This is a genomic window from Pseudomonas sp. P5_B3 (genome assembly GCF_056400405.1).
Window position 1 is genome coordinate 1 of the sequence record NZ_JBFULI010000093.1, and the last position, 14005, is coordinate 14005.

The 14005-nt window shown below is 56.7% G+C and carries 13 protein-coding genes; 4 read left to right on the forward strand and 9 right to left on the reverse strand.

Annotated elements, in window-relative coordinates; all coding sequences use genetic code 11:
- Positions 1-779: 779 nt before the first annotated feature.
- Positions 780-1118 carry a hypothetical protein gene (locus tag AC1DRN_RS29100; protein WP_223458982.1) on the forward strand — a complete coding sequence of 113 codons (339 nt, stop codon included), beginning with the start codon at positions 780-782 and terminating at the stop codon, positions 1116-1118.
- Between the two features lie 184 nt (positions 1119-1302).
- Positions 1303-1548, forward strand: a complete 246-nt coding sequence (locus AC1DRN_RS29105) for a hypothetical protein (RefSeq protein ID WP_223458984.1) — start codon at positions 1303-1305, stop codon at positions 1546-1548.
- Positions 1549-1657: 109 nt separating this feature from the next.
- Here AC1DRN_RS29105 and AC1DRN_RS29110 read toward each other — a convergent pair whose 3' ends face one another.
- The 9 genes from AC1DRN_RS29110 to AC1DRN_RS29150 form a co-directional block, all read right to left on the reverse strand.
- Positions 1658-2095, reverse strand: a complete 438-nt coding sequence (locus tag AC1DRN_RS29110) for a winged helix-turn-helix domain-containing protein (RefSeq protein WP_223458986.1) — start codon at positions 2093-2095, stop codon at positions 1658-1660.
- Positions 2096-2317: 222 nt separating this feature from the next.
- Positions 2318-3064, reverse strand: coding sequence for a metallophosphoesterase (locus AC1DRN_RS29115; RefSeq protein WP_457266150.1), 747 nt, complete (start codon positions 3062-3064; stop codon positions 2318-2320).
- A gap of 157 nt (positions 3065-3221) precedes the next feature.
- Complete coding sequence (locus AC1DRN_RS29120; RefSeq protein WP_457266149.1) at positions 3222-4130, reverse strand: MurR/RpiR family transcriptional regulator; 909 nt, start codon at positions 4128-4130, stop codon at positions 3222-3224.
- A gap of 168 nt (positions 4131-4298) precedes the next feature.
- Positions 4299-5063, reverse strand: coding sequence for an ABC transporter ATP-binding protein (locus tag AC1DRN_RS29125; RefSeq protein WP_223463958.1), 765 nt, complete (start codon positions 5061-5063; stop codon positions 4299-4301).
- Positions 5064-5081: 18 nt separating this feature from the next.
- Positions 5082-6194, reverse strand: a complete 1113-nt coding sequence (locus AC1DRN_RS29130) for a succinylglutamate desuccinylase/aspartoacylase family protein (RefSeq protein ID WP_477786887.1) — start codon at positions 6192-6194, stop codon at positions 5082-5084.
- Between the two features lie 8 nt (positions 6195-6202).
- On the reverse strand, positions 6203-6901 hold the full coding sequence (locus tag AC1DRN_RS29135) for an ABC transporter permease (protein ID WP_223463961.1): 699 nt from the start codon (positions 6899-6901) through the stop codon (positions 6203-6205).
- Between the two features lie 13 nt (positions 6902-6914).
- Positions 6915-7604: an ABC transporter permease gene (locus AC1DRN_RS29140; RefSeq protein ID WP_223463963.1), complete on the reverse strand. Its 690-nt coding sequence runs from the start codon at positions 7602-7604 to the stop codon at positions 6915-6917.
- 92 nt (positions 7605-7696) lie between these two features.
- The gene (locus tag AC1DRN_RS29145; protein ID WP_223463965.1) at positions 7697-8473 is read right to left on the reverse strand and encodes an ABC transporter substrate-binding protein; all 777 of its coding nucleotides are present in this window, start codon (positions 8471-8473) and stop codon (positions 7697-7699) included.
- A gap of 266 nt (positions 8474-8739) precedes the next feature.
- Entirely contained in the window at positions 8740-10131 is a 1392-nt protein-coding gene (locus AC1DRN_RS29150) for an aldehyde dehydrogenase family protein (protein ID WP_223463970.1), read from the reverse strand.
- 100 nt (positions 10132-10231) lie between these two features.
- On the opposite strand from AC1DRN_RS29150, the gene ptrR reads away from it, so the two are divergent.
- Positions 10232-11110, forward strand: a complete 879-nt coding sequence (gene ptrR, locus AC1DRN_RS29155; RefSeq protein ID WP_218433642.1) for a putrescine utilization regulator PtrR — start codon at positions 10232-10234, stop codon at positions 11108-11110.
- 77 nt (positions 11111-11187) lie between these two features.
- Positions 11188-13392 (forward strand): OsmC domain/YcaO domain-containing protein, encoded by a 2205-nt coding sequence (locus tag AC1DRN_RS29160; protein ID WP_477786888.1) that lies wholly within the window; start codon positions 11188-11190, stop codon positions 13390-13392.
- The last annotated feature ends 613 nt before the right edge of the window (positions 13393-14005 follow it).

Here is a 14005-nt window from a genome sequence, read left to right on the forward strand (position 1 = left end):
ATGTTATAATATGTTATAATAAGTCAGTGAGGCTTATTGGTGTTGGTCTAGTGTTATTGGCTGTTGTGTTATTTGTGGGGGGGTGAGTTTTAGAGTGTGCTCAATAATTACTGTCCAGTGTGTAATATGATGATGGTTGGTTCGTGTATTGGCGCAATGGGACGCGAGTATTGATCGCCTTCAATGGTTTGATGTCGGGTTATATATTTAAAGAAGTTGATTGATGTATTTGAAGAGGTAGTGGCAGTGTCAAGAAARACTTGTGCGGATAAGGCGTCGGGTGTCGCTGATGTCGAGCAACGTAAAATCGCAAAAAAACTTCCCGTCTGGCTACAGCGACTGAGAATCAACACGCTTAATCAAGCGATCCATTTGAAGATCGGACATAGCGATTCCTGGCCTGCCGTTCACCGGCAGGCTCAATGTTAATTTTGTTCAGGGTTGTGTTCGGGACACTTGGCGCTGCGCTGGGTAAAGTCATGACCGCTTGCCCGGCCTGGTGTGTTTCAGACGGATTACTGAATGGCCAGCAACTGGTCAGGGTGGGCACCAATTCAGACAAGGTGCAGGCGACAAGCTGAGACGTTCAGCTAACGTTCAATCGTTCGCCTCGCCAGTTGCGTTACACACTCTCCCCTGAGGTGACTGGCGGGGTGAACCCTTGGCGGCGTGGCCCCTTGTAGATGAGCCAGAGCATCTAGAACGGCGCTGCTATCAGTAAGATGATCATGGGGGCACCGCCCCGAGCAGGTCATGGGCATCCACCCAAAGCGATGCCCTTGCCTTCATTGCATGCGCCGCCCTCCGTGACGGGATGCGACAGGCGTAGTGGCATTTTGATTGCTTTTGAGCTATTTATCTCTATGGCCGGCATGGAGCCGGTTCAAGGAGATGAAATGGTCACTGATCGCGAAATTGCACTTGAGCAGGCCCTTGTAGCAATTATTGGAGAGGCTATCGCCAGCGGGCTCGATGTCAAAAGCCTGATGGACAACGCGGCAGCCGGCTTACTTGGAAGTGCTTCATACCGCTGGGTTGGGCATCCGCATGTGTCAAACGCCCTTCAGGTGATGATTGATGCTCATGCGCAGGCATTGGACACCATGCCCCCGCAGTAACGGCGATTTCAGGTCGCGACATGCTCGCAATGCCGGCGGACTCTTCGGCCGGCACCGCAGCGAGGGTGATCAGGAGCGTCGACGCAGTCTCGCGCCATTGCTTGACCGGAAGCGACAGGTGGAGATTCCAGGTTTTGGTGTTCAGCTATGCTTTCAGCACTTTGTTCAAGAAATGGATTTCACTATGAGCAGCGTAAGAAAACCGACACAGCGAGAAATCTCCGATGCCTTGGAGCTTAGCGAAAGCGAGGTCGCGTTGTACGTTGCAGACGTAGAGGAAAAGGCCGATGGCTCGGGGCACTGGATCTTTTTCAGCCTATTGACGCCTAACGACATACTGTTCTGGCTCAGGGTCGGTAACAACCTGAGGCTTGAAACAGATGCCATAAACCTCCTCTGGACAAAACAATCACCGAGTATCGCTCGGTAGGTTTGCGGGATCGCGTTTTAACTCCGCCAAGCTCCTCTGTAGGAGCAAGCTCGCTCCTACAATTTCCTTAACTGAACAGCATTACATCCATGACCCAGAGACTTAAAGCTCATTCAGGATTTATTGTCTGGATAAGGCAGTAACCGCGACTTCTTACTGAACGGAGGAGGTTGTCGCCTTTAGTAAACTTCTTGAATTTCGCTTGCAGTCTACTGAGGCACATGGGCAATCCTTTGTAATTATAAGGGTCCTTATTTAACTTCATAAGGATGTCCTCGTTGCTGATAACGCGTTCCTCGCTGCTTGTTAATAAGTCAAGCACTGCGCATTCCATGCGAGTTAAATTGATAGTCGTTAGATTGTTAGAAAGCAGGCGTTGGGGTTTGTTGAACACCCAGGTATGTAACTTTGGCATATTGATGCGATCAGGCACACACGTAGAACCGCGGTGGTCGATCCAGGCAGTAACCTCATCGATAGTATGTCCGAGGGCAATAGAGTCTTCGTCGTAAGGATTGAGCGGGGCGGGGGTAAGATCTTCTGACATCGCGCTTCCTCCATGCACGAGAAAAGCGTAGCACCCAGAGCTGCGCACACTCTAAGTAGTACGCGAAAAAACCCGCATGGGCGGGCTAGAGGGGGCGAACAAAAAAGGATGGGTCAATTGATCAGGGGATGTCAGTACATTGGATCGCGTGGTGAGGTCACTCCTGGTTGTACGGCAACAGCGCTTGTGATGTTCCATGCCGTTCGTGGCGGCAGACGGTGGTTAATACCAGTCGTGACTGAACTTTGGATTGATTGGTGGGATGCATTGCAGGGTGGCGAGATCCAGCAGCGTGAAGTGGCCATCCCTCCAGCCGGCAGTGTCGATGTGATACACGTTCCCGAGTACGGCAGGCTGACTCAGAGGCGTGTGGCCCACGATCACTGCCCGAACACCCTCCACGCCTGATTGGTTTTCTTCAGTGATCCGCTTGCGCGACCACAGGAGCATTGCGGCTATGTGATCCGCTTCGAATTCCGATCCGGATAGTGCAGAGATCATTTCTCCCCAGCTGCCCCGAGGTACATCGGCGTGCACGATGCCTATCAGGCCTTGCGCCGTCTCGATCTCGATCACCAGCGGCAAGTCCTGGAGAATGTTCGCGTAGCAGTCCTGCTCAATGCTGGAGAGCCCGTAGAACCAGGCTCCACCATTGATGAAGTGCATGTCGCATTGATCGCCGGTGCAGCCAGCGGCGTACGAATCGACGGTCATCTGCTCATGATTGCCGCGCACAGCATGAAACCACGGCTTGCGTAAAAGCCATTCATCGACGTCCAGAGATTCAGGGCCTCGGTCAATCAGGTCTCCGACGCTGAACAGTCGGTCTACCGCCGGTTCGAAGCCGGCCTTGTCTAGCACAGACTGTAGTCGGGTGAAGTGTCCGTGAATATCGCCGACAGCGAAATCCCGACCCGCCGTGTTTGCGGCGAAGCGCTTCACGCGCGATACCTTGATCGTCTGGAGCATGCAAGGTCCTCCACTTGCCGTTCACCGGCAGGCTGGCAGGTCAATTATGAAACAAATAGAAGTAGGTGGGAGGGGCGGGGGATGCAGTTCGGCTAACGTTGATCGTTCACCCCGCCAGTTGCCGCCCAACTGCGGGGGCATGTACCCCCAAGATCCATCACTTTTTCGGCGATTTACTGCTGGAAGGAATATGCAGGTAAGACATCACGCTTTCGGTCAGCTCTGTCGCCAGCTTGACGGCCTCTTTATTGCGAGCCATCACACCCGCCACCAATCCTTCGATCAATGCGAGCACGGCGATGTTGGAGCTGGTCATGACCGGATGGTCGGCGGGGGCAAATAGCACGTGTTCAGCGATGCTGGTGAGGGGCGATGCAGGTGAGTCGGTGATTGCCAGCACCGAGGCGCCGCGCTCATTGGCAAAACGTGCGAGTTGCAGGGTGTCGAGGGAATAACGCGGCAGGGAGATCGCCAGCAATACATCCTGATCGGTGATTGCGGCCAGGCGGTAAGCGGCGTTTTCGTTGCCGCCTTCCATGCTGATGGCGGTGGCGTCCGCGCAGAAGGGCATCAGGGTCGAGGCGGCCAGACCGGCGAAGTAGACGCTGTTGCCAAAGCCGAGGATGTAGATTTTACGCGCCTCGGTCAGGCGGGTGACGAACGCTTCAAAGGCATCTTCATGGTTGTTGGTCGCCGCCGTGGCGAGGTTGCTGGTGGCGCTCCGGATTTGCTCATGCAGGCCAAATGCGCCACCCGGCCGATGTGCAAGTTCATTGCGAAGCTTGTCGACCGGCGACACCATCTGCTGCAAAGTCGCCACCAGCTCGGCCTTCATGCCGGTGTAGCCACCCAGGTTCAGAGCCTTGGCCAAACGATTGACCGCGGCTGGCGAGGTGGATGTTTCATGAGCCATTTCTTCGATGGTCAGCGTCGCGGCCCTTAGCGGGTGACGCAGGATAAAATCCGCCACTTTGCGCAGTGATGGCGGTAAATCGGTAACGATTTCCGTCAGTTTGCGCATCACCGGCGCGGCATAGACCGTGGTGTTTTTCGTGGGGGTCGGCATGTCCGGCTCTACAGTTCCTGAGGGTTGGAGAAGGGGCTGGGGCGGGTGCATAACCTGTGGGAGCRTGGCTTGCCCGCGAAGAACGATGACGCGCAATGCCTGAAAAAACCGCGGTGTTCGCTTCTTGGTGTGCAGTGCTGAACTTGGGGCGGTGAGCGGGCGGATGGACTATTTCAAACTCCCGGACAGAAATTGCTGGAGACGCCCGGACTGTGGATTGACCAGCACTTCACGCGGATTGCCGCGCTCTTCGACCCGCCCCTTGTGCAGAAACACCAGTTGATTGGAGACCTCGCGGGCAAAGCCCATTTCGTGGGTCACGACCACCATGGTGCGTCCTTCGAGGGCGAGATCCTGCATGACTTTAAGTACTTCGCCGACCAGCTCGGGGTCGAGTGCCGAAGTCGGTTCATCGAACAGCATCACTTCAGGTTCCATGGCCAGTGCGCGGGCAATCGCCACGCGCTGCTGTTCACCACCGGACATATGCGCCGGCCAGGCGTCCATGCGGTGCGCCACGCCGACTTTGTTCAGGTAGTGCTCGGCTTTTTCCCGGGCTTCCTTTTTGTTGATGCCCAGTACATGCACCGGCGCTTCCATGACGTTTTCCAGGGCACTCATGTGCGACCAGAGGTTGAAGTGCTGGAACACCATCGATAGCCGCGAACGCATGCGCTGCAGCTGCCTGGGTTCGGCAGCCTTGAGCCCGCCGAGTTTGTTGGTCACCAGCTTGAGCTGTTCGCCATTGAGCACGATGTTGCCGGCGTTGGGTTGCTCCAGCAGGTTGATGCAACGCAGGAAGGTGCTTTTACCGGAACCACTGGAGCCGATGATGCTGATGACGTCGCCGGCTTTCGCTTCCAGGGACACGCCCTTGAGCACTTCGTGGGCGCCGTAGCTTTTGTGAAGATCCTGAATTTCAAGTTTGTACATGGTTTCAACTCTCTGGAATCAGTCGCTGAGCAAACGGCCTTGGCGAATAGGGGTATTGCCGGCCACTTTGGCCAACCACAAACCGGGCTGGGCAAAGCGCAGGCGTTCGCGGGCATACAGGATGCCGTCAGTGCTGGCGTGCACCACGCTGTGTTGATCGGTCAGCGGATCAAGCACTTCGAAGAGCGGATCGCCGAGCTTGACGTGGGCGCCCAACGGTTGCAGATAACTCACCACCCCCGGATGCGGCGCATAGGCGTACTGCGCACCGGCGAACGGTGTCGCCTCACAACGGCTCGGCGRCGCTGCAGGCCAGTCACCGCTGATCAGGTCTTGCTCGGCGAGATAGCCGAGAATGGCCTGGGCACTGTCGACGCATTGCTCGCGCTCGGTGTCAGCCATGCCGCGCAATTCAATCGTGGTGGCCACGCACGCCAGCGGAATATTCGCTTCAGGAAAGCGCTCGGCCAGGTGCAGCCAGGGGATTGCGCAGGCTTCATCGAAGGCGTTGCCTCCCGCGGCTTCGGCCAGCAGGGCCACGCCAGCGCCGAGGCGGGCGGCCAATGAGTGCAAGCGTGACCAGTTTTGCGGCATGGCATACAGCAGCATGATCGACTCGAAGTCGCAGTGCAGGTCCAGCACCACATCGGCATCACAGGCATGCTGCAGCAACAGGCGCCGCAAGCCATCGAGTTCCGATGTCGGTGCCGGCATGTTGGTGAAGGCGTCGCTCATGGCGCGGCGGATCAGTGCGATGTTGGCATTGGCATCGTCGCCCAGTTGACCTTCCAGCATCGGCTCCACGGCTTCGGCGAGCTCCGGGAAGTCGCGATTGAAATTCTTCCCGCTGGAGAATTCAAAGCGCCCCTGATGGGTGGCCTGGAACATCTGTGCGATACCAATCGGATTGGCCATCGGCACCAGTTCGATCACCCCGGTCAGGCGACCTTGATCTTCCAGTTCTTGCAGACTGCGCTTGAGTTCGACGGCAACGCGCATTCCCGGCAGTTCGTCGGCATGCAGGGAAGCCTGGATGTAGGCCTTGCGTTGCCCGCTGCCAAAACGAAACAGCGACAACTTTCGTTCCGTGCCCGAGGCACTCCACGGCAAAAGGTATTGAATGTGCTTCATAACGCTCCTTAGTGCTTGCGCGGTGCCAGATAGGCCAGCCAACGGCGCTCAGCCAGCTTGAACAGACGAACCAGGATGAAGGTCAGGGCCAGGTAGATGAGGCCGGCAGTGATGAATGCCTCGAACGGCAGATAGAAGCGCGAACTGACGGTTCGCGCGGCTCCGGTGATATCCACCAGCGTGACGATGGACGCCAGACTGGTGGTCTGCAGCATCATCAGCACTTCGTTGCTGTACTGCGGCAGCGCCCGGCGCAAGGCCGACGGCAGGAGGATGCGGCGGTACAAGGTCAGGCGCGACATGCCCACTGCTTTGGCGGCTTCGATCTCGCCGTGGGCCGTGGCCTTCAAACTGCCGGCCAGGAGTTCCGCGCTATAGGCGCTGGTATTGATTGCGAAGGCCAGGCAGGCACAAAAGGTCGCGCTGGACAGGTAAGGCCAGAGCACGCTTTGACGTACCGCTTCGAACTGCGCCAACCCGTAATAGATCAGGAACAATTGCACCAGCATCGGGGTGCCGCGAATCACATAGGTGTAGAGCCAGGCCGGGAAGTTGATCAGTGGTGATCGGGATACGCGCATCAGCGCTATGGGAACCGCAAGCACCAGACCAACGGCCAGGGAAATCAGCAGCACTTTCAGGGTCACCAAAGCGCCGTTGAAATACAGCGGCAGGTTTTCCCATATCAGGTTGTAGTCGAGAATCATGGGGGGCTCCCAGTCACAGTTCGGCGGCTTTGATGCCGACCGAGTAGTGTTTTTCCAGATAGCGCAGCACCAGCAACGACACGCTGGTCAGCATCAAGTAGAGCGCGGCAACCGCGAGGAAAAACGTGAACGGCTCATGGGTGGCGTCCGCTGCGTTTTTGGCTTTGAACATCATGTCCTGCAAACCGATTACCGAGATCAGCGCGGTGGATTTGGTGAGCACCAACCAGTTATTGGTGAACCCGGGAATGGCGAAACGAATCATCTGCGGCACCAGAATCCGCCAGAACACCTGAGCGCCACTCATGCCGTAGGCCGCGCCAGCCTCACCCTGACCTTTAGGGATCGCCATGAAGGCACCACGAAAAGTCTCCGAGAGATAGGCACCAAAAATGAAGCCCATGGTGCAGACACCGGCGATGAAGGGATTGATGTCGATGTACCGGGTGTAACCGAGTGCGAGGGCAATGCGGTTCATCAGATCCTGGCCGCCGTAGAAGATCAGCAGGATCAACACCAGGTCAGGAATACCGCGAATCAGGGTTGTATAACCTTCGCCCAGCACCGCCAGCCATTTGAACGGCGACAAACGAAAGGCTGCGCCGATCAGTCCCAGGGAAATGGCCATGGTCATGGAGGTCAGGGCCAGATTAATGGTCAGCCAGGCGCCATCGAGAATGCTCGATCCGTAGCCGTGAAGCATGATGAAATTCCTCAAGCGAGCGCAGGGAGGCGCACGAGACAAGCCAAAAGCGGCGCCCGCAAGGGGCCGGCGCCAGGGTTTCGGATGAAGGCTTATTCGCCATAGATATCGAAGGCGAAGTATTTACCCATCACTTGCTGGTACTTGCCATTGGCGCGGATCGCGTCAATCGCTGCACTCAGGCGTGCGACGTTCGCGCTGTCGCCTTTACGCACCGCGATCCCGGCACCTCTGCCGAAGTATTTCGGGTCATTGATGTCCGGCCCTGTCAGCGCGAAACCCTTACCCAATGGTGTTTTGATAAAGCTCTCATCGGTGTTGACGATGTCTGCAAGCGTGGCGTCCAGGCGACCCGCCGCCAAATCGAGGAAGGCTTCATTTTGCGAGGAGTAGCGCACCACCAGGGCGCCGGCTTTCTCAAGCTGCTCGGTGGCGAAACGGTCATAGGTCGAGGAGCGTTGCACGCCCAGTTTCCTGCCTTTGAGATCGACCAGCGGGTCGTTGATCACGCTACCGGCCTTCATCGCGAACTTACCCGGCGTGTGGTAGTACTTTTTGCTGAAATCGACCGACTTCATACGGTCTTCAGTGATCGACATCGACGACAGCACGGCGTCGATCTTGCGCACTTTCAGCGACGGGATCATGCCGTCGAATTCCTGGATGACCCACTCGCATTTGACCTTCATCTCTTCGCACAGCGCGTTGCCAATGTCGTAGTCGAAACCACTGACGTTGCCCTCTGGCGTCTTGAAGGAGAAGGGCGGGTAGGCGGCTTCGATACCGATACGCAAGCTGTCGTCGTCGGCGTGTGCCAGCAAGCTTGCGACGCACAGTGCCAGAGCGCCTAGAAGTTCTGTCTTGTACATATTGTTGACTCCTTGGATGGGGCGTTGGGGTGATACGGAGTTGCCGTCCGGTCTGGCGAGGTGGACTGTCCTGACGATTTGCGAGGGTATAAATGACATAAAATAATTCACAAATCAACTTAATGAAAAAAAACATATCAGCGCAAGGAAACACACATGGCACTGGTGGACTGACCCCACCTGTGTCATCAATCCTTTGAACAAAAAAACGGGCGCCGAAAAGGCGCCCGTTTTTTCATTCCAGCATCAAGGTTTTTGCGCTGTCCTTAGCGTCGATCCAGCCAAACCGTTTGCGCATTACAGAATTCGCGCACCCCGAAATGCGAGAGCTCACGGCCAAAGCCACTTTTCTTCACACCACCAAAACTGACACGCGGATCGCTGGCGCTATAACCGTTGATGAACACGCCACCGGTTTCAAGTTCGTCGGCCATCTGTCGGGCGAGTTCGACATTGCGCGTGAAGATAGTGGCGGTGAGGCCGAACTCGCTGTCATTGGCCAGCTCCAGCGCATGGGCTGCGTCTCGGGCCGTGATGATTGAAGCCACTGGACCAAACAATTCCTGTTTGAATGATGTCATCTGATCGGTCACGTCGCCGAGTACCGTAGGCTCATAGTAATTGCCGGGGCCTTCAGCCTTCTTTCCACCCATCAGCAGCGTCGCGCCTTCCTCCAGTGTGTCGCGCACCTGTTGATCCAGTTCGTCGCGCAGATCGAAGCGAGCCATCGGGCCGATGTAGGTGGTGGTAGCCAGTGGATCACCGACGACCAGTTGTTGGGTGGCCTCGACGAACTTGCGGGTAAATTCCTCGACGATGCCTTGCTCGACAATCAGGCGCTTGGCGGCGGCGCAGACTTGCCCGGTGTTCTGATAGCGCCCGATCACCGCGGCTTTCACCGCCTCATCGAGGTCTGCGTCGTCGAGCACGATAAACGGGTCGGAGCCACCCAGTTCCAATACGCATTTCTTCAGTGCCGCTCCCGCCTGAGCACCGATGGCCATGCCGGCACGCACGCTACCGGTGAGGGTGACAGCCGCGATACGTGGATCGGCGATCGCCCTGGATACACCCTCTGGCGTGACATTGATGACCTCGAAAGTGCCTTCAGGAAAGTCCGCTTGCTGGAAGGCTTCCAGCAGCAGGTAGGCGCTGCCCATGACGTTTGGCGCGTGCTTGAGCACGTAGGTGTTGCCGGCGAGCAACGTAGGGACCGCGCCGCGCAGGACTTGCCAGATGGGGAAGTTCCACGGCATGACGGCGAGAATCGGGCCGAGCGGGCGATATTCAATGCATGCCTTGCCGCCTTCAACCAGGGTCGGTTCCGGGCTCAGCATGGCGGGACCGTGTTCGGCGTACCACTCGCAGAGCTGCGCACATTTTTCAATTTCACCGCGGGCCTGAGCAATCGGTTTGCCCATTTCCAGGGTGATCATGTTCGCCATGGCCTGCGCATTGTTGCGCAAGGCCTGGCCGAGGTTGATCAAAAGCTGCGCGCGCTGCTCAACCGGTTTGCGGCGCCAGGCGTGAAACCCGGAGGCGGCCCGCGTCAGCGCGGCCTGTAATGCCGAATCGGATTCGAAAGGGTACTGGCCGATCTGTTCGCCCGTGGTCGGGTTGATCGAAATGGCATGGGTGAGGCTGGATACGTGGGTCATGGCACCGTCCTGCGGGGTGGGGATGTGCTCAGGTTATGGGGGTATATGTTTTCTGGAAACTGAATAATACTGAGCATAACGTTCACGTTAGGAGAATGACTTGGACCTGGTTCAGCTCGAAATTTTCAAGGCTGTCGCCGAGCACGGCAGCATCAGCGTGGCCGCCCAGCATATCCACAGGGTGCCATCGAATCTCACGACCCGAATCAAGCAGCTTGAGCTGGACCTGGGTGTGGACCTGTTTATCCGCGAGAAGAGTCGCCTGCGTTTGTCGCCAGCCGGCTGGAGTTTTCTGGATTACGCTCGACGTATTCTCGACCTGGTTCAGGAGGCGCGCGCCACCGTGGCAGGCGAAGAACCCCAGGGAGCCTTCGCCCTGGGCTCGCTGGAAAGTACTGCAGCGGTACGTATTCCAGAGCTATTGGCCGCCTATAACCAGAAACACGCCAAGGTCGAACTGGACCTGTCCACCGGCCCCTCCGGGACCATGATCGATGGGGTGCTGTCAGGGCGGCTGGCCGCGGCATTTGTCGATGGTCCGGTGTTGCATCCGGCGCTGGAGGGTGTGCCGGCATTCGAAGAGGAAATGGTCCTGATCGCACCGCTCAACCATGAGCCGATTCATCAGGCCAAGGATGTGAATGGCGAAAACATCTATGCCTTTCGCTCCAACTGCTCCTATCGCCATCATTTCGAAAGCTGGTTCGCCAATGGTGCGGCGGTGCCCGGCAAGATTTTCGAAATGGAGTCCTATCACGGCATGCTGGCCTGCGTCAGTGCCGGTGCCGGCCTGGCGCTGATGCCTCGCAGCATGCTCGAAAGCATGCCCGGGTGCACGACGGTCAGCGTCTGGCCGTTGTCGGAGTCGTTCCGCTATCTGCGCACCTGGCTGGTGTGGCGCAGAGGGACGGTGTCGCAGAGCCTGACGATGTTTGTGCGCTTGCTAGAGGAGCGCGGGGTGGTGTTGGTCGAAAAATAGTGGAAAGTTAACGGTCTGCGCTGAAAAACCGGATAATGGCGGCCAAATCGTATAGCTCGTTATTCTGGTAAGCACGCATGGAAATCAAGGTCAACTTTCTCGACAACCTTCGACTTGAGGCCAAGTTCGACGACTTCACGGTGATTGCCGATCAACCCATTCGCTACAAGGGCGATGGTTCGGCACCGGGGCCGTTCGATTACTTCCTGGCTTCGTCGGCGTTGTGCGCGGCGTACTTCGTGAAGTTGTACTGCGAGACTCGCAATATCCCCACCGAAAATATCCGCCTGTCGCAGAACAACATTGTTGATCCGGAAAACCGTTACAACCAGATTTTCAAGATCCAGGTCGAATTGCCGGCGGACATCTCTGCCAAGGATCGCCAGGGGATCTTGCGCTCCATAGACCGTTGTACGGTAAAGAAGGTGGTGCAAACCGGGCCTGAGTTCGTGATTGAAGAGGTCGAAAACCTCGACGCCGATGCCCAGGCGTTGCTGATGCCGCATTCGACTGGCGAAGCGGGCACCTACATTGTGGGCAAGGACCTGCCGCTGGAACAAACCATCGCCAACATGTCGAGCATCCTGGCCGACTTGGGCATGAAGATTGAAATTGCTTCGTGGCGCAATATCGTCCCCAATGTGTGGTCGCTGCACATCCGCGATGCGCACTCACCAATGTGTTTTACCAACGGCAAGGGCGCAACCAAGGAAGGTGCGCTGGCATCGGCACTGGGCGAGTTTATCGAGCGGCTCAACTGCAACTTCTTCTACAACGATCAGTTCTGGGGCGAGGACATCGCCAACGCGGCGTTTGTGCATTACCCGGACGAGCGCTGGTTCAAGCCTGGCCCGAAGGACGAACTGCCGACTGAAATCCTCGACGAGTACTGCCTGAAGGTTTACGACCGGGATGGCGAGTTACGTGGCTCGCATCTGTACGACACCAACTCCGGCAACACCCAGCGTGGTATTTGTTCACTGCCGTTTGTGCGCCAGTCGGACAATGAGGTGGTGTACTTCCCGTCCAACCTGATCGAAAACCTGTTCCTGAGCAATGGCATGAGCGCCGGCAACACACTGGCCGAAGCCCAGGTGCAGTGCCTGTCGGAGATCTTCGAGCGCGCGGTCAAGCGTGAAATCCTCGAAGGTGAAATGGCCTTGCCGGATGTGCCGCAGCAAGTGCTGGCGAAATACCCGGGCATCCTGGCCGGTATCCAGGCCCTGGAAGAGCAGGGCTTCCCGGTGCTGGTGAAGGATGCATCGCTGGGCGGGGAGTTCCCGGTGATGTGCGTGACCTTGATGAACCCGCGTACTGGTGGCGTGTTCGCCTCGTTCGGCGCGCACCCAAGCCTGGAAGTGGCGCTGGAGCGCAGCCTGACGGAACTGCTGCAAGGTCGCAGTTTCGAAGGCCTGAACGATCTGCCTCAGCCGACCTTCGAAGGTCAGGCGGTGACTGAGCCGAACAACTTCGTCGAGCACTTTATCGATTCCAGCGGTGTGGTCTCGTGGCGCTTCTTCAGTGCCAAGCCGGATTTCGAATTCGTTGAGTGGGATTTCTCCGGTCAAGGCGAAAACTCCAATGTCGAAGAGGCCGCGACCTTGTTCGGCATTCTCGAAGACATGGGCAAAGAAGTGTACATGGCGGTCTATGAGCACATCGGCGCCAAGGCCTGCCGCATTCTGGTGCCGGATTACTCGGAAATTTATCCGGTAGAAGATTTGATCTGGGATAACACCAACAAAGCGCTGCAGTTCCGCGCCGACATCCTCAATCTGCACAACCTGAGCAAGGTCGGCCTGAGAACGCTGGCCAAGGGGCTGGAAAACAGCGAGCTGGATGATTACATCGACATCACCACCTTGATTGGCATCGAGTTCGACGACAACACGCCTTGGGGCAAGTTGACGATCCTGGAGCTGAGGCTGCTGATTTATCTCGCCTTGCAGAAGTTTGATCAGGCCAAGGATCTGGTGGAAGCCTTCTTGCAATACAACGACAACACCGTCGAGCGCGGTTTGTTTTATCAAGCCGTGAACGTCGTGCTGGAAATGCAGCTGGACGATGATCTGGAACTGAGCGACTACGAGGTCAACTTCCGTCGGATGTTCGGCAACGAGCGGATGGACGCGGCGATAGGGTCGGTGGATGGCAGCGTACGTTTCTACGGCCTGACGCCGACGAGCATGAAGCTGGAAGGGCTCGACARGCACCTTCGCCTGATCGACAGTTACAAGAAGCTGCACATGGCGCGGGCCAGGGTGGCGACTTTATTCAGCTGACAGCGATAACAAAAAAGCACCTTGGGTGCTTTTTTGTTTTTTGGCTATGGCACGGGCTGTGGCTGCCTGTGAGGAAGCTCTTCTATATAGAGGGAAGTTCTGGCTCTTCTATATAGGCGTCCTTTGGGGCGCTTTGCTGCATTTTGCAGGTTATTGATAGATAACCTGAATCAGTGCTTGACGGCAGATTACAGATGTCTATAATTCGCCCCACTTCCGGCGCAGTCGAAACGGAAAACTCCTTGGTAAACAATGAGTTACGAAGTTTTCGGCAGCGGGTTGCTTCAGGTCATCGAAGCCAAAAGGGAGTTGAAAAAGAGGTGTTGACAGCAGCGTGTAACGCTGTAGAATTCGCCTCCCGCTGACGAGAGATCTGAGGCGCAAGTGGTTGAAGTTGAAAAGGAAACTTGGAAAACTTCAGAAAATAATCACTTGACAGCAAATGAGGCTGCTGTAGAATGCGCGCCTCGGTTGAGACGAAAGCTCTTAACCAACCGCTCTTTAACAACTGAATCAAGCAATTCGTGTGGGTGCTTGTGGAGTCAGACTGCTAGTCAACAGATTATCAGCATCACAAGTTACTCCGCGAGAAATCAAAGATGTAACCAACGAT